The 16,335-nt window shown below is 53.1% G+C and carries 16 protein-coding genes and 1 other annotated feature; of the genes, 13 read left to right on the forward strand and 3 right to left on the reverse strand.

Annotation, left to right across the window (positions count from 1 at the left end):
- Positions 1–16: 16 nt before the first annotated feature.
- From KCR01S_RS04955 to KCR01S_RS04965, 3 genes are all read left to right on the forward strand, one after another.
- Positions 17–418 (forward strand): YidB family protein, encoded by a 402-nt coding sequence (locus KCR01S_RS04955; RefSeq protein ID WP_061280411.1) that lies wholly within the window; start codon positions 17–19, stop codon positions 416–418.
- A gap of 121 nt (positions 419–539) precedes the next feature.
- A complete protein-coding gene (yidA, locus tag KCR01S_RS04960) occupies positions 540–1,352 on the forward strand; it encodes a sugar-phosphatase (RefSeq protein WP_061280414.1) in 813 nt (270 codons plus the stop codon).
- Between the two features lie 103 nt (positions 1,353–1,455).
- Positions 1,456–2,682 (forward strand): YidR family protein, encoded by a 1,227-nt coding sequence (locus KCR01S_RS04965; RefSeq protein ID WP_061280417.1) that lies wholly within the window; start codon positions 1,456–1,458, stop codon positions 2,680–2,682.
- A 1-nt stretch (position 2,683) separates the two neighbouring features.
- Here KCR01S_RS04965 and KCR01S_RS04970 read toward each other — a convergent pair whose 3' ends face one another.
- The gene (locus KCR01S_RS04970) at positions 2,684–3,013 is read right to left on the reverse strand and encodes a YceK/YidQ family lipoprotein (RefSeq protein WP_061280989.1); all 330 of its coding nucleotides are present in this window, start codon (positions 3,011–3,013) and stop codon (positions 2,684–2,686) included.
- A 242-nt stretch (positions 3,014–3,255) separates the two neighbouring features.
- Positions 3,256–3,332: a sequence feature (ROSE (Repression Of Heat Shock gene Expression) occurs in the 5'-region of heat shock genes and acts as an RNA thermometer to modulate expression.), on the forward strand.
- On the opposite strand from KCR01S_RS04970, the gene ibpA reads away from it, so the two are divergent.
- From ibpA to KCR01S_RS04985, 3 genes are all read left to right on the forward strand, one after another.
- Positions 3,326–3,739, forward strand: a complete 414-nt coding sequence (gene ibpA / locus KCR01S_RS04975) for a small heat shock chaperone IbpA (protein WP_052284599.1) — start codon at positions 3,326–3,328, stop codon at positions 3,737–3,739. Its footprint overlaps the feature before it by 7 nt.
- A 94-nt stretch (positions 3,740–3,833) precedes the next feature.
- Complete coding sequence (ibpB, locus tag KCR01S_RS04980) at positions 3,834–4,262, forward strand: small heat shock chaperone IbpB (protein WP_061280422.1); 429 nt, start codon at positions 3,834–3,836, stop codon at positions 4,260–4,262.
- A gap of 156 nt (positions 4,263–4,418) precedes the next feature.
- Complete coding sequence (locus tag KCR01S_RS04985; RefSeq protein ID WP_061280425.1) at positions 4,419–6,080, forward strand: putative transporter; 1,662 nt, start codon at positions 4,419–4,421, stop codon at positions 6,078–6,080.
- Here the strand turns inward: KCR01S_RS04985 and KCR01S_RS04990 are convergent.
- Entirely contained in the window at positions 6,077–6,787 is a 711-nt protein-coding gene (locus KCR01S_RS04990; RefSeq protein ID WP_061280430.1) for a GntR family transcriptional regulator, read from the reverse strand. The genes KCR01S_RS04985 and KCR01S_RS04990 overlap by 4 nt on opposite strands.
- Before the next feature lie 298 nt (positions 6,788–7,085).
- On the opposite strand from KCR01S_RS04990, the gene KCR01S_RS04995 reads away from it, so the two are divergent.
- Together KCR01S_RS04995 and KCR01S_RS05000 are read left to right on the forward strand one after the other, a co-directional pair.
- Positions 7,086–8,708, forward strand: a complete 1,623-nt coding sequence (locus KCR01S_RS04995; protein WP_061280435.1) for an alpha-glucoside-specific PTS transporter subunit IIBC — start codon at positions 7,086–7,088, stop codon at positions 8,706–8,708.
- The gene (locus KCR01S_RS05000; RefSeq protein WP_061280439.1) at positions 8,705–10,027 is read left to right on the forward strand and encodes a 6-phospho-alpha-glucosidase; all 1,323 of its coding nucleotides are present in this window, start codon (positions 8,705–8,707) and stop codon (positions 10,025–10,027) included. The genes KCR01S_RS04995 and KCR01S_RS05000 overlap by 4 nt, the downstream gene beginning before the upstream one ends.
- Here the strand turns inward: KCR01S_RS05000 and KCR01S_RS05005 are convergent.
- A complete protein-coding gene (locus KCR01S_RS05005; protein ID WP_061280442.1) occupies positions 10,024–10,917 on the reverse strand; it encodes a helix-turn-helix transcriptional regulator in 894 nt (297 codons plus the stop codon). The genes KCR01S_RS05000 and KCR01S_RS05005 overlap by 4 nt on opposite strands.
- Before the next feature lie 172 nt (positions 10,918–11,089).
- On the opposite strand from KCR01S_RS05005, the gene KCR01S_RS05010 reads away from it, so the two are divergent.
- From KCR01S_RS05010 to KCR01S_RS05030, 5 genes are all read left to right on the forward strand, one after another.
- Positions 11,090–12,805 (forward strand): solute:sodium symporter family transporter, encoded by a 1,716-nt coding sequence (locus tag KCR01S_RS05010; RefSeq protein ID WP_061280446.1) that lies wholly within the window; start codon positions 11,090–11,092, stop codon positions 12,803–12,805.
- Positions 12,802–14,295, forward strand: a complete 1,494-nt coding sequence (locus KCR01S_RS05015; protein ID WP_061280450.1) for a sulfatase-like hydrolase/transferase — start codon at positions 12,802–12,804, stop codon at positions 14,293–14,295. Before KCR01S_RS05010 ends, KCR01S_RS05015 begins: the two co-directional genes overlap by 4 nt.
- 101 nt (positions 14,296–14,396) lie before the next feature.
- Positions 14,397–14,744 (forward strand): YidH family protein, encoded by a 348-nt coding sequence (locus KCR01S_RS05020; RefSeq protein ID WP_061280453.1) that lies wholly within the window; start codon positions 14,397–14,399, stop codon positions 14,742–14,744.
- Positions 14,734–15,096, forward strand: a complete 363-nt coding sequence (locus KCR01S_RS05025; RefSeq protein ID WP_061280457.1) for a DUF202 domain-containing protein — start codon at positions 14,734–14,736, stop codon at positions 15,094–15,096. The genes KCR01S_RS05020 and KCR01S_RS05025 overlap by 11 nt, the downstream gene beginning before the upstream one ends.
- Positions 15,093–16,217 carry an anaerobic sulfatase maturase gene (locus KCR01S_RS05030; protein WP_167348814.1) on the forward strand — a complete coding sequence of 375 codons (1,125 nt, stop codon included), beginning with the start codon at positions 15,093–15,095 and terminating at the stop codon, positions 16,215–16,217. Before KCR01S_RS05025 ends, KCR01S_RS05030 begins: the two co-directional genes overlap by 4 nt.
- Positions 16,218–16,335 lie beyond the last annotated feature (118 nt).

Consider the following 16,335-nt stretch of genomic DNA (forward strand, 5'->3'; position numbering starts at 1 on the left):
CAATTTGAGGTGGAACATGGGGCTTTTTGATGATGTGGTTGGCTCATTACTGCAAGGGGATTCCGGGAAATATCAGGCAATCCTGACCTGGGTAAACGAGCAGGGCGGTGTACAGGCGCTGCTGGAAAAGCTGCAAAACGGTGGATTGGGCGATATTGCGTCATCGTGGATTAGCAATCAGCAGAGTAACCAGCCGATTAGCGGCGATCAGGTTGAATCTGCGCTGGGAACCTCAGCCGTATCGGATCTGGGGCAAAAGTTGGGCGTAGATACCGGCTCCGCCTCTGCGATGTTAGCCGACTATCTGCCGAAAATCATTGATGCGCTCTCGCCGCAGGGTGAAGTTGATCCGCAGGCGCATAATGACCTGCTATCCGCCGGCATGAATCTGCTTAAGGGCGGCAAGCTTTTTGGCTAGCGAAACGACAAAAGGGGAGCACGCATTGTGCGTTGTATCCCCGTTTTAACCCGCTATAGCTGCTGTTTTTTGAGCTAAACCGAGTTAGCATGAGGATAGACTCATCTAACCTGGGGATCTCATGGCTATTAAACTGATTGCAATCGACATGGACGGAACATTGCTGTTGCCGGACCACACTATTTCTCCTGCGGTAAAAAACGCGCTGGAAGCTGCACGCGCGAAGGGAGTTAACGTGGTTTTGACCACCGGGCGTCCGTACGCTGGCGTGCATAGCTACTTGAAAGAGCTGGGCATGAATAAGCCAGGAGATTACTGCATTACCTACAACGGCGCACTGGTTCAAAAAGCCGGTGACGGCAGCACGGTGGCACAAACCGCGCTGAACTATGACGATTACCGCTTCCTGGAAGAACTCTCCCGCAAAGTGGGTTCTCACTTCCATGCTCTGGATCGCAATACCCTGTACACCGCGAACCGCGATATCAGCTACTACACGGTGCATGAATCCTTTGTCGCGACCATCCCACTGGTCTTCTGTGAAGCCGAAAAAATGGACCCGGCGACCGAATTCCTGAAAGTGATGATGATTGACGAACCGGCCATCCTCGACAAAGCGATCGCGCGCATTCCGCCAGAAGTCAAAGAGAAATACACCGTACTGAAAAGCTCGCCGTACTTCCTCGAAATCCTCGACAAGCGCGTCAACAAAGGCACCGGCGTGAAGTCTCTGGCCGACGTCTTGGGCATTAAGCAAGAAGAGATCATGGCCATTGGCGATCAGGAAAACGACATTGCAATGATCGAATTCGCCGGCGTTGGCGTGGCGATGGATAACGCGATTCCTGCGGTGAAAGAGGTGGCAAACTTCGTCACCAAATCCAACCTGGAAGACGGCGTGGCATACGCTATTGAGAAGTTTGTGCTGAACTGATTTTTACGTTGCCCGGCTGAGGCCGGGCATTTCACTGAAAGCCTTATGGCTTCCTCTCTTCACGTGGTAAAAGTATGCGGTATCTTTTGACCGGGACTCAGCCATGAAACAAATCACTTTCGCACCACGTCATCATCAGCTCACAAACACTCGAACATGGACCGCAGACAGCCAGTGGCTGGTTTTCGATGTCCGTCCTTCGGGCGCATCGTTTACCGGTGAGACCATTGAGCGTGTGAATGTGAAGAGTGGGGACGTTGAGGTGATTTATCGGGCAAGCCAGGGTGCGCACGTCGGCGTGGTGACGGTGCATCCGTCGGCCGAAAGGTATGTGTTTATTCACGGTCCGGAGAATCCGGATGCGCAATGGCAATACGATTTTCACCACCGTCGCGGCGTGGTGGCTGAGCAGGGCAACGTTCAGAATCTTGACGCGATGGATATCACCCCTCCGTTTACTCCAGGTGCGCTACGCGGCGGCAGCCATGTCCACGTTTACAGCCCAAACGGCGACTACGTGAGTTTTACCTATAACGACCATGTTCTTCATGAACACGATCCGGCGCTGGATTTGCGTAACGTTGGCGTTGCGACCCCGTTCGGCCCCGTTGTGCCTGCTGGTCACCATCCTCGCGAGTATTCGGGTAGCCACTGGAGCGTGCTGATAAGCCAGACTACGGCGATGCCGCGTCCGGGCAGCGATGAGATCAATCGCGCCTACGAAGAGGGCTGGGTGGGTAACGATCGGCTGGCTTTTATCGGCGACACGCTGTCGGTTGATGGCAAGAAAGTGCCGGAGCTGTTTATCGTCGACCTGCCAAAAGATGAAGCGGGTTGGAAACAGCCGGGTGATGCGCCGTTGGCAGGAACGGATACTACGCTGCCTGCCCCTCCTGCCGGCGTACGCCAGCAGCGTTTGACCTTCACCCATCAGCGAGCGTATCCGGGGCTGGTAAATGTGCCGCGTCACTGGGTGCGCAGCAATCCGCTGGGTTCGCAGGTTGCCGTATTGATGCGTGATGACCACGGCGTAGTGCAACTGTGGCTTGTGTCGCCACAGGGCGGAGAGCCGCAGCAACTCACCCACAATAGGACTGATATTCAGTCGGCGTTCAACTGGCATCCGTCAGGAAATTGGCTGGGCTTTGTGCTGGATGGCCGCATCGCGCTGTGCGATGCGAAAAGCGGTGAGGTGACATTTTTAACGACCGATCACGCAAATCCGCCGTCGGCGGATGCGGTGGTCTTCTCACCCGATGGGCATGAAATTGCCTGGATGGAAGAGGTTGCAGGTTTCCGCCAGATTTGGACGACGAAAACCAGCCGCTAGATTACTGAGTTGGCATGGGCGCTGGTGGAATCACCGAATTGGTCGCCAGCGTCTCCTGTTCGCTCTTTTCAACGCGTGAGCGTACAGAGTTATCTTTGCGGAAGAAATCCCACGGTAGCAGAACCGTATCCATCACGGCGGTAAACGGCATATCCAGGGCGACCAGTGATTTGGTGGCCCAGCCGTTATCGGTATCGCTCAGCATCTCTGCGCTGGCTCGCGTACCAGGATAAGTCCCTTCTTTGCCGCCCGTATGCGACATCACGCTGGAACACCCTCCTGATAAGAAGATCCCCCCAACCAGCGCCGTTTTAATCAGAACATTTTTCATCATGAGCTCTTCATTGTTATGAGCATAAAAAAGCCCGTCTTCCGGGTTATAGCCACCCGTTGCCAAAATAGAAAGCCCTGGATCGCCGCTCTGTGGCGGCTGTCGCACTTTGACCTTTTGTGCTCTGACCAGTGTAAGCCTTCTGCAGGAAAGTGCAAAAAAAGTCAGACAAGGGGGCTTGAAAAAGGTTCTTCCCCCCTCATTTTATAGGTGTAGCCGAAGAGAGCATGCCTACGGGGTGTTCGGGCTTCAACGACCTGTCCATGATGGAAGGTTTTTAATTTCTCGCTGATTTTCAGGAGCTATTTAACTATGCGTAACTTTGACTTATCTCCGCTATACCGTTCTGCCATTGGTTTTGACCGCCTGTTCAACCTGTTAGAAAACAATCAAACACAAAGTAACGGTGGCTACCCTCCGTATAACGTTGAACTGGTTGATGAAAACCACTATCGCATAGCGATTGCAGTGGCCGGTTTTGCGGAAAGCGAACTGGAAATTACCGCGCAGGATAACGTGCTGGTGGTGAAAGGCGCTCATGAAGCGGATCAGAAAGAACGCACCTATCTCTATCAGGGTATTGCCGAGCGCAACTTTGAACGCAAATTCCAGTTAGCGGAAAATATCCACGTGCGTGGCGCTAACCTGGTCAACGGCCTGCTGTATATCGAACTGGAACGCGTGATTCCAGAAGCGAACAAACCGCGCCGTATCGAAATTAACTAATTCTGCCGGGCCGCTCGCGCGGCCTGTGTTAATCAATAGGCTTGCCGTCAGGGAGCCGAAAGGTACTTACTCGCTTCTTAGAAGGAGAAACACAATGCGTAACTACGATTTATCCCCACTGCTGCGTCAATGGATCGGTTTTGACAAATTGGCGAATGCGCTGCAAAGCACAACCGAAAGCCAGACCTTCCCGCCATACAACATCGAAAAAAGCGACGACAACCACTATCGCATAACCCTTGCGCTAGCCGGGTTCCGTCAGGAAGATCTGGATGTTCAGCTTGAAGGGACGCGCCTGACCGTCAAAGGTACGCCGCAGCCGCAGGAAAAAGAGACCCAATGGCTCCATCAAGGGCTGGTCACCCAGGCCTTTAGCCTGAGCTTTACTCTGGCTGAAAATATGGAAGTCACCGGTGCGACCTACACCAACGGTCTGCTGCATATCGATTTGACCCGTAATGTACCGGAAGCCATCGCGCCGCAGCGTATCGAGATTAGCGAACGCCCTGCGTTGAATAGCTAACCATCACTTACTAAAAAAGCCCCGATTTTCGGGGCTTTTTTGTATCTGTTCCCTGCTGTTTCAATTACCGATTATTGTGCGCCGCACTACATACAGTCCCCCAGCCCTTCGGTCATAATCCCTATTGTTAATAATGTTAATCACAGGGAAAAAACAATGAGTGATATAGCATTGACGGTCAGCGTTCTGGCGCTGGTTGCAGTCGTTGGGCTGTGGATTGGCAATATCAAAATCCGCGGTATCGGCTTTGGCATTGGCGGCGTGCTATTTGGCGGGATTATCGTTGGCCACTTTGTCGATCAGGCGGGCATTACCCTGAGCAGCCCAATGCTGCACTTCATTCAGGAGTTCGGCCTGATTCTGTTTGTCTACACCATCGGTATTCAGGTGGGGCCGGGGTTCTTTGCCTCGCTGCGGGTTTCGGGTCTGCGGCTGAACCTATTTGCCATTCTGATTGTGATTCTCGGCGGCCTGGTCACCACGCTGCTGCATAAAATATTCGATATCCCGCTTCCGGTGGTGCTGGGTATTTACTCCGGCGCGGTGACTAACACGCCAGCGTTGGGTGCCGGGCAGCAAATCCTGCGCGATCTTGGCGAGCCCTTTAACGTGGTTGACCAAATGGGCATGAGCTATGCGATGGCCTACCCATTTGGCATTTGCGGTATTTTGCTCACCATGTGGCTGGTGCGGCTGTTCTTTCGTATTAATGTCGATAAAGAGGCCCAACAGTTTGATGAACAGGCGGGTTCCGGGCATTCGCATCTGAAAACTATCAATATCCGCGTTGAAAACCCCAACCTGAACCGCATGGCGATTCAGGATGTGCCGGTGATAAACAGCGATAAAATTATCTGTTCGCGTCTGAAACGGGGCGAAACGCTGATGGTGCCATCGCCTACCACGATTATTGAGACCGGCGATTTGCTGCATCTTGTTGGTGAAGTGGCGGATCTGCACAACGCCCAGCTGGTCATCGGCAAGGAGGTGGAAACCTCGCTGTCAACGCGCGGCACGGATATGAAAGTTGAAAGGGTCGTGGTGACCAACGAGAAGGTATTGGGTAAGAAAATCCGCGATCTGCACTATAAGCAGCGCTATGACGTGGTGATCTCCCGCTTAAACCGCGCCGGGGTTGAACTGGTGGCCAGCAGCAATGCCAGCCTGCAATTCGGTGACATCCTGAACCTGGTTGGCCGCCCGGCGGCGATTGAAGCCGTAGCGTCAGATCTTGGTAACGCACAGCAGAAACTCCAGCAGGTCCAGATGCTACCGGTGTTTATCGGTATTGGCCTGGGGGTGCTTTTGGGCTCTATTCCGCTGTTTATTCCCGGTTTCCCGGTGGCGTTGAAGCTGGGGCTGGCCGGCGGGCCGCTGATTATGGCGCTGATTCTTGGGCGTATTGGCAGCATCGGTAAGCTTTACTGGTTTATGCCGCCGAGCGCCAACCTGGCGCTGCGCGAGCTGGGGATTGTGCTGTTCCTGTCAGTGGTGGGGCTGAAATCCGGCGGTGATTTTGTTGAAACCCTGCTGCACGGTGAAGGGCTCAGTTGGATTGGTTACGGTATTTTTATTACCGGTATTCCGCTGCTGACGGTGGGAATTCTGGCGCGAATCTTTGCGAAGATGAACTACCTGACGTTATGCGGCATGCTGGCGGGCTCGATGACCGATCCACCGGCGCTGGCCTTCGCTAACAACCTGCATGCAACCAGCGGCGCGGCTGCGCTTTCTTATGCGACGGTATATCCGCTGGTGATGTTTTTGCGCATCATCACCCCGCAGCTTCTGGCCGTGCTGTTTTGGGGAATGAGCTAGCGGTCTTTAACCCGGCGAAGGTGATAGTCCACCTGATATTCGCTGGCGTTACGGAACATCACTGAGTAGTTAAGAAACTCGCCGCTGTCGCTGTAGGAAAGGGAGGTGATACGCAGCAGCGGCGTTTGCTCCGGCAGATTCATCGACATCGCCAGCTGTTTGTCCGCCAGCACCGGCGTTAGGCTTTCATAGTTGCCGCTGATGGTGATACCACACTCTTTCTCAATGTAATCAAATTTAGACCCCTCCAGATGCACCAGAGACAGCGTGCGGAACAGTTTGACCGGCATATAGCTGTCTTCCAGCATCAGCGGCTTGCCGTCCACGTAGCGCACCCGGCGCGAAAAGTAGATCCGCTCGTTAATCTGAATCCGTAACTGGCTGGCGATGGCCGGCGGGGCGGGCATCATTTCAAAAACCAGCACTTTGCTGACCACCTCTTTGCCTTGCTGGCGCAGCACTTCCGCCAACCCGGTCAGATTAGTGGTTTCGTGATGAATATCCTTGTGCGCCACGTAGGTGCCACTGCCGTGCTTTCTGACCACCAGCCCCCATTCAATCAGCAGATCGATGGCTTTACGGATGGTCATGCGCGCTACGCCAAACTCTTCTGCCAGCTTTTTCTCACCCGGTAACGGGCTACCTATATTGAAATCGGATGAATTCAGCCGTAAACGCAATCTGTCGGCAATGGATTTATAGATCACAACTAGACCTCTTATGGCTTCAAAAGGGGAATTATTGAACCGTCGTTTCTGATTTAAAACTAACGTATTACAGCCAAATACAGAGTCTTTCTTGCAGGTACAAAAAAAGTGATTTTAAACATGTCTATTTTTTATCTTAAAAGTAGACAACATTGCACTTATTAAAACCATGAATGCGATCACGAATCGCAACGCCATAACATGTTGTTGGACGGGCAAATTCCTATTCTCGTATCAGGCCGGAGATAAAGATAAATAAGGCCACTCACCCTACGAGTTGTTAAATGAGGATTCCCAAATGCTCAGTCAAATACAACGCTTTGGCGGCGCAATGTTTACCCCAGTTTTACTGTTTCCATTTGCTGGGATCGTGGTGGGTATCGCAATCATGCTGCGCAACCCGCTGTTCGTTGGTGAAGCGCTCACCGCTTCCGATAGTTTATTCGCTCAGATTGTTCACATTATTGAAGAAGGCGGCTGGACGGTATTCCGTAATATGCCGCTGATTTTTGCCGTCGGCCTGCCGATTGGCCTGGCAAAACAAGCGCAAGGTAGAGCCTGTCTGGCCGCTCTGGTCAGCTTCCTCACCTGGAACTACTTTATCAATGCGATGGGGATGACCTGGGGCCACTTCTTTGGCGTCGACTTCACCGCCGATCCAACGACAGGCAGCGGTCTGGCGATGATTGCCGGGATTAAGACGCTCGACACCAGCATCATCGGCGCGATCGTGATTTCTGGCCTCGTAACCGCCCTGCATAACCGCTATTTCGACAAACCGCTCCCGGTATTTCTCGGGATATTCCAGGGCTCTTCTTTCGTGGTGATTGTGGCATTTCTGGCCATGATCCCCTGCGCCTGGTTGACGCTGCTTGGCTGGCCGAAAGTGCAGATGGGCATTGAGTCACTCCAGACCTTCTTACGCGGTGCCGGAGCGCTTGGCGTCTGGGTTTACACCTTCCTCGAACGCATTCTGATCCCAACCGGCCTGCACCACTTTGTCTATGGCCCGTTCATCTTTGGCCCTGCGGCGGTAGAAGGCGGCATCCAGGTTTACTGGGCCGAGCATTTACAGGCATTCAGCCAAAGTACTGAGCCATTGAAAACACTGTTCCCGGAAGGCGGATTTGCCCTGCACGGTAACTCTAAGGTGTTTGGCTCCGTGGGCATCGCGTTAGCTCTCTATTTCACTGCCGCGCCGGAAAACCGGGTCAAAGTGGCCGGCCTGCTTATTCCCGCCACCCTGACGGCGATGTTAGTGGGGATCACCGAACCGCTGGAGTTCACCTTCCTGTTCATCTCGCCAATGCTGTTTGCCATCCACGCGGTGCTGGCAGCGACGATGGCCACGGTGATGTATATGGGGGGTGTGGTCGGGAATTTTGGCGGCGGCCTGCTGGATCAGTTCCTGCCGCAGAACTGGATACCGATGTTCCACAACCACGCTTCAATGATGTTTGTCCAGATAGGCATCGGGGTGTGCTTCACCGCCCTCTACTTCGTGGTCTTCCGGGCGCTGATCCTGCGATTCAACCTGAAAACGCCGGGTCGCGAAGACAGCGAAATCAAACTCTACAGCAAAGCGGATTATCAGGCCTCACGTAGCAAAACGACCGCTGAAGGCGCTGCGGGTGCGAAACCGAGCCAGGCCGCAGGCATCCTGCAGGCACTGGGGGGAGCCGCCAACATTGAGAGCGTCAACAACTGCGCCACCCGACTGCGCATCGCGCTGGTGGATATGGCGAAAACTCAAAGCGACGACGTCTTTAAAGCACTGGGCGCACACGGCGTCGTACGACGCGGCAATGGCATACAGGTCATTGTTGGGCTGCACGTTCCGCAGGTTCGCGACCAGTTGGAAAGCTTAATGAAACATTCTCTACCGACCGAACAAACCACCATGACGGAGGCAGTATCATGAAAAAATTCTCAGTTGTTATCGCAGGCGGCGGCAGCACATTCACCCCAGGTATCGTTTTAATGCTGTTGGCAAACCAGGACCGGTTCCCACTGCGGTCGCTGAAATTTTACGACAACGACGGCGCGCGCCAGGAGACCATCGCGGAAGCGTGCAAGGTCATCATGAAAGAGCAGGCGCCAGAGATTGAATTTAGCTACACCACGGACCCGCAGACGGCATTTACCGACGTAGATTTTGTGATGGCGCATATTCGCGTCGGCAAATACCCGATGCGTGAAAAAGATGAAAAAATTCCGCTGCGCCACGGCGTGCTGGGCCAGGAAACCTGCGGACCTGGCGGGATTGCCTACGGTATGCGTTCGATTGGCGGCGTACTGGAGCTGGTGGATTATATGGAAAAATATTCGCCGAATGCCTGGATGCTGAACTACTCCAACCCAGCGGCAATCGTGGCGGAAGCGACCCATCGTCTGCGCCCAAACGCCAAAATCCTCAATATCTGCGACATGCCCATCGGCATTGAAGGGCGAATGGCGCAAATTGTGGGTCTACAGGACCGCAAACAGATGCGCGTGCGCTACTACGGGCTGAACCACTTCGGCTGGTGGACTTCCATTGAAGACCTTCAGGGCAACGATTTGATGCCGAAATTACGCGAACATGTGGCGAAATATGGCTATGTGCCGCCATCTAACGACCCGCATACGGAAGCTAGCTGGAACGATACCTTTGCCAAGGCAAAAGATGTGCAGGCGCTGGATCCGGATACCATGCCGAACACCTACCTGAAATATTATCTGTTCCCGGACTATGTCGTTGCGCACTCCAACCCAGAGCGCACACGTGCCAATGAAGTGATGGATCACCGTGAGAAAAATGTGTTCAGCGCCTGTCGGGCGATTATCGCGGCGGGTAAATCCTCAGCGGGCGATCTGGAAATCGATGAGCACGCTTCCTACATCGTCGATCTGGCGGCGGCGATTGCCTTTAACACCCAGGAACGCATGCTGCTGATTGTGCCAAACAACGGCGCGATTCATAACTTTGATGCCGATGCGATGGTTGAGATCCCATGTCTGGTGGGCCATAACGGACCAGAGCCGCTGACGGTAGGTGATATTCCAAACTTCCAGAAAGGGATGATGGGGCAGCAGGTGGCGGTGGAAAAACTGGTGGTGGACGCATGGGAGCATCGCTCTTACCACAAGCTGTGGCAGGCCATTGCGCTGTCGAAGACCGTGCCGAGCGCATCGGTTGCGAAAGCAATTCTGGATGACCTGATTGAGGCCAATAAAGATTACTGGCCTGAGCTGCACTAACCTTCCGGGCCGGCATCCATCGGGTGCCGGTCACCTATTTTCAACACCGCAGAAGGCGCGTAACCAAACTTACGCTTAAACGCTTTGCTGAAATGGAAAGAGTCAAAGAAGTTAAGCATTCCCGCCACCTGGCTCACCGAGTTTCCCTCCTGTTTTAATAATGATTGCGCTAAATTGAGCTGGGCATCCAGGTAATACTCTTTGGGCGTTTTCCCGGTATAGCGTAAAAATAATCGACGCAGCCAGGGCTCGCTGCACTGCATCATGTTTGCCATATCGGCGACACTCCAGCGCTGCTGAGGATTGGCGTGAAGGGTGGCGATAAGCTGTTCTAGCTTAATCAACTGCCGGTCCTTATTGCCATTTTCCGCAATCAGGCAAATCCATTGATAAATAATCTTTGTTAAATAAGCGACGGCCAGATTATTTTTTAACGGGTCGCGATGGGCAATAAGTGTGGCCACTTCATTCATTTCTTTATTATATACATCACCATTATAGATAATTCCCGGCTGCAATATTGGAATAGGCATTAACGTCGTGGGCACAAACTCCATCCAGTATTGCTCCCAAATTAGGCCAACACAGTGGTAGGATTTTATTTCGATAGGCTTAATAAAGATGACGCAATTTCCGTTTAAGGTGATTTCTGAGTTATCTTTCAGATAAACCTTACCGCACCCCTGTAGGGTATAAATAGCCACCCAAGAATTGGCGATAAGCGGTTTTTTCTTATCGCGAGGCCAGCTTACACGGTAGCTTTCATCGGCCAGGGTATGCCACAGCGAGATCAGGGAAATTCCGCTTGAGATCACATTTTCTTCCAGAACTAACGGAATATTATACGTGGTTTCGTTTTTTACATGCGAAATGCGCGTTTTTCCATTCATTTTAATTTCCCTTCGGCGAATGATGCCAGCAACCTGAAACGTGGAATTTAGCAAAAAAAGAATCGCTCAGGGATACATGGCTTCTTATTTTATGAATCTCATCGCCTTAACCCGAAATAAACGCTATGCCTCTGACCCACGTAGCGTCGGGATATAAGAAAAGGGCTGCAAGATGAATACGATACAAATAGTGAGTTTTGTTGGTTTCACGCTGTTAGTGGCGGTGATCACCTGGTGGAAAGTGCGCAAGGCGGATACTGGCTCACAGCAGGGTTATTTCCTGGCCGGACGATCGCTAAAAGCCCCCGTTATTGCCGCGTCGCTGATGCTGACGAACCTCTCCACCGAGCAGTTGGTTGGTTTGTCAGGGCAGGCCTATAAAAGCGGAATGTCGGTGATGGGGTGGGAAGTGACATCCGCCGTCACGCTGATTTTTCTGGCGCTCATTTTCCTGCCGCGTTATCTGCAGCGCGGTATCGCGACCATCCCTGATTTCCTTGAAGAACGTTACGATAAAACAACGCGTATTATCATCGACTTCTGCTTCCTGATTGCGACGGGTGTCTGCTTTTTGCCCATCGTTCTCTACTCTGGCGCGCTGGCGCTGAATAGTTTGTTCCATATTGGTGAATCGTTGGGTATCTCCCAAGGGAGTGCCATCTGGCTGATGGTTATCCTGTTAGGAATCGCTGGGATTTTATATGCCGTTATCGGGGGGCTGCGCGCGATGGCAATTGCTGACTCCATTAACGGTATTGGTCTGGTGGTCGGCGGGCTGATGGTGCCTATTTTTGGCCTGTTGGCGATGGGCAACGGCAGCTTTTGGCAGGGCATCGAACGGCTGACGACGGTACATGCGGAGAAGCTCAACTCCATTGGCGGCAGCCACGACCCACTGCCTATTGGAGCGGCATTCACCGGTCTGATTCTGGTGAACACTTTCTATTGGTGTACAAACCAGGGCATCGTCCAGCGTACGCTGGCATCTAAAAGCCTGGCCGAAGGGCAAAAAGGTGCGCTGTTAACTGCGGTGCTGAAAATGCTCGATCCCCTGATTCTGGTTTTGCCGGGGCTGATAGCGTTCCATCTTTATCAGGATTTACCGAGCGCCGACATGGCTTATCCAACGCTGGTGAACAAAGTGTTGCCGTTGCCACTGGTGGGATTTTTTGGTGCCGTGCTTTTTGGCGCGGTGATCAGTACGTTCAACGGGTTTCTCAACAGCGCCAGCACCTTGTTTAGCATGGGTATTTATCGCCGGTTGATCAACGAAAATGCCGATCCGTCGCAGCTGGTGCGCGTTGGGCGTAAGTTTGGCCTGTTCATTGCCGTGGTGTCAGTGTTAGTTGCCCCGTGGATTGCCAATGCTCCTGGGGGGCTCTATAGCTGGATGAAACAGCTCAACGGCATTTACAACGTTCCGTTGGTCACCATTATCATCATGGGCTTTTTCTTCCCACGCATTCCGGCCATCGCGGCGAAAGTGGCGATGGGCCTCGGTATTATCAGCTACATCACCATCAATTATCTGGTGAAATTCGATCTCCACTTCCTCTACGTGCTGGCTTGCACTTTCTGTATCAACGTCGTGGTGATGCTGGTGATTGGGATCATCAAACCGCGGGCGACGCCGTTCAAGTTTCAGGATGCCTTCGCAGTCGACATGGCCCCCTATAAACATGTGAAGATCGCCTCCGTTGGCATCCTGTTCGCGATGATTGGCGTCTATTCGGGGCTTGCTCAATTTGGTGGCTATGAAACGCGCTGGCTGATGTTCCTCAGCTACGGCGTAACCGCCGTCGTGATTATCTATCTGATTTATAGCGGCTGGCGGGAACGCCGCTCCATGCCGGTACTTTGTCCTGTTGATGCTAAGGAAGAATCATGAGCCGTCCAAATTTTCTGTTTATTATGACCGATACGCAGGCCACCAATATGGTGGGCTGCTACAGCGGTAAGCCTCTTAATACGCAAAACATTGATGCACTTGCCGCCGAAGGTATCCGCTTTAATTCGGCTTATACCTGTGCTCCCGTGTGTACGCCCGCGCGCGCCGGGCTGTTTACCGGAATTTATGCTAACCAATCCGGACCATGGACCAATAACGTTGCCCCGGGGAAGAATATCTCCACGATGGGGCGATATTTTAAAGATGCCGGCTATCGCACCTGTTTTATTGGTAAGTGGCATCTGGATGGGCATGACTACTTTGGTACCGGGGAATGCCCGCCAGAGTGGGATGCTGATTATTGGTACGACGGAGCCAATTATCTCAGTGAGTTGAGCGACGAGCAGATTGGCCTGTGGCGTAATGGGCTGAATTCTATTGCCGATTTACAGCAACACGGCATTGATGAGACGTTCACCTGGGCGCATCGTATCAGTCATCGGGCCGTCGATTATCTGGCCAAAGCGTCGCGGCATGATGAGCCGTTCCTGATGGTGATTTCGTATGATGAACCCCACCATCCGTTTACCTGCCCGGTAGAGTATCTGGAGAAATATCAGGACTTTTACTATCCGTTGGGAGAAAAAGCGCAGGATACGCTGGCCACCAAACCCGAGCATCACCGGTTATGGGCGCAAGCGATGCCGTCCCCAGTGGGGGAAGATGGGCGTTACCACCATCCAATGTACTTTGCCTGCAATGACTTTGTGGATGACCAGATCGGTCGCGTGGTGAATGCACTCACCCCTGAGCAGCGTGAAAATACCTGGATCATCTACACGTCCGATCATGGTGAAATGATGGGCGCGCACCGCCTCATCAGTAAAGGGGCGGCCATGTATGACGATATCACTCGGATCCCACTCATCATGCGGGCGCCGCATGGCGAGCCTCGGCAGGTGGATGCGCCGGTCAGCCATATTGATTTGCTGCCGACCATGATGGCACTCGCAGGTATAGATAAACCGGATATTTTACCCGGTGGCAACTTACTGCAGGTAGCGCCCGAGCGCGGTGTGATGGTGGAATTTAACCGTTATGAAATCGAGCATGACAGTTTTGGCGGTTTTATTCCGGTGCGGGCTTGGGTGACGGAGGGCTACAAACTGGTGCTGAATCTGTTTACCAGCGATGAGTTGTATGATCGCCACAACGACCCTAATGAGATGCACAACCTGATAAACGACGAGAGATATGCGCAAATCCGCGATGGGCTGCATGATGCGCTATTGGACTATATGGACTGCATCCGCGATCCGTTCCGCAGCTACCAATGGAGCTTGCGGCCGTGGCGTAAGGGCGCGCAGCCGCGCTGGATGGGCGCTTTCCGCCCTCGACCAGAGGATGGTTACTCGCCGGTGGTGCGTGATTACGATACCGGTATGCCAACCCAGGGCGTGAAGGTGGAAGAGAAAAAGCAGAAGTTCTGACGCTTACGTCTTCGGTATGATTTTTCGTAAAACTCAGCGGCGAAATACAGGTGATTGCGATAATGTTAAGCCGCTGACCATTATGGATAACAGGAATCGTCATGAAAATTTCCCGCCTCGGTGAAGCGCCGGACTACCGCTTTTCGCTCGCCAATGAACGTACGTTTCTGGCCTGGATTCGGACCTCGCTCGGGTTTCTGGCGGCGGGCGTTGGGCTCGATCAGCTGGCGCCGGACTTTGCGACCCCGGTTATCCGCGAGGCGTTAGCGCTGATGCTGTGCCTCTTTGCCGGTGGGCTGGCGATTTACGGATACCTGCGCTGGCTGCGAAATGAAAAGGCGATGCGCCTGAAAGAGGATCTTCCTTACACTCGCAGTTTGCTGGTGATTAGCCTGATCCTCACGCTAGTCGCAGCGGTCGTGATGATATTGGTGTTCTATGCCGGATAGCCGTAAAGCGCGACGTCAGGCCGATCCAGGGCTGCAGCCAGAGCGCACGTCGCTGGCCTGGTTTCGCACGCTGCTTGGCTACGGTGCGCTCATGGCGCTAGCGTTAAAACACAATTGGCATCAGGCCGGGGCGCTGTTTTGGCTGTCTCTGGCCGTACTGGTGATGGTGGCGGCTATTCTCTGGCAATATACCCGCAACCGGAATGTCATGGACGTGGCGCACAACGATTTTGTTCAACCGCGCGCAGTTCGTGACAAATTTATGATCTCCCTCGCGGTGTTATCACTCGCAATATTGTTTGCTATTGCCCACGTACGCCAACTTATCATTTTTATCAGGGATTTAGCATGACAGGATGTCAGGTGATGGCCAAACCGGCCAGCTCGCGTTGTAACCTTAACTGCCGCTACTGTTTCTACATTGAAAAGCCTCAGCAATCGGTCATGGACGAGACCACACTGGAGGCGTTTATCCATCAACATATTGCCGCGCAGCCTGGGCCAGAAGTGACCTTTGCCTGGCAAGGTGGCGAGCCGACGCTATGTGGCCTGCCATTCTTCCAGCGCGTGCTGGCGCTGCAAAAGCAGTACGCTGGCGGCAAGCAGATCCACAACGCGTTCCAGACTAACGGGATTTTGTTGAACGACGACTGGTGCCGTTTCTTTCGAGAAAATGGTTGGCTGGTGGGGGTTTCACTGGATGGTCCTGCCGATCTCCACGATACCTATCGCGTTAATCGCAGCGGAAAGCCGACCCATCACAAAGTGATGAAAACCATCGACATGCTGGTACAGCATCAGGTGGAGTTTAACCTGATGGTGGTTGTGAACCGACATAACAGCCAGCACCCACAGCGTCTGTATCGCTACCTTCAGGGTCTGGGGACGCCGTTTTTGCAGTTTATTCCGCTGGTTGAGCGCGACGAGTGCGGGAACCTGAGCGCGGAGTCGGTCACTGAACAGGCGTGGGGTTCGTTTCTCAACGGTGTGTTTGATATCTGGGTACGGGAAGATATTGGCCGGGTTTATGTACAGCTCTTTGATTCGACGCTGGGTATCTGGAGCGGCTATCCGTCACAGATGTGTTCGCTCAGTGAAACCTGCGGTCACGCGTTCGCGCTGGAGGCCAACGGTGATTTGTATCAGTGCGATCACTATGTCTACCCGGACTACCTGCTAGGGAATATCCATCTGCAGACCATTAAAACGCTGAATGCGCGACCTGAGGCCGCAGCGTTCGGTCAGCAAAAATCAGCGACGCTACCCCAGGATTGTCTTCAATGCCCGGTGCTGCATTTTTGCCACGGCGATTGCCCCAAGCATCGTATTTCCGCAGGTAAGAGCGCGCTATGTGCCGGCTATCGCCAATTCTTCACCTACAGTGCACCGCACATGAAAGCGATGCGCGATCTGCTGAAACAGCATCGTTCGCCGATGGAATTGATGGCGATGCTGAATCAGAGCCATCGTTAACCCACCGTGATGTGCCATTTGTCCTATTGCCGGGTCGGCGGCTGTTAGCCGGCTCAGAGTGCGAGCCAGGACATAAAAACGAATAAAAATAACAATTTCGATATCAAAAGTAACACTT

This window comes from Kluyvera cryocrescens NBRC 102467, from assembly GCF_001571285.1.
Lineage (GTDB): Bacteria > Pseudomonadota > Gammaproteobacteria > Enterobacterales > Enterobacteriaceae > Kluyvera > Kluyvera cryocrescens.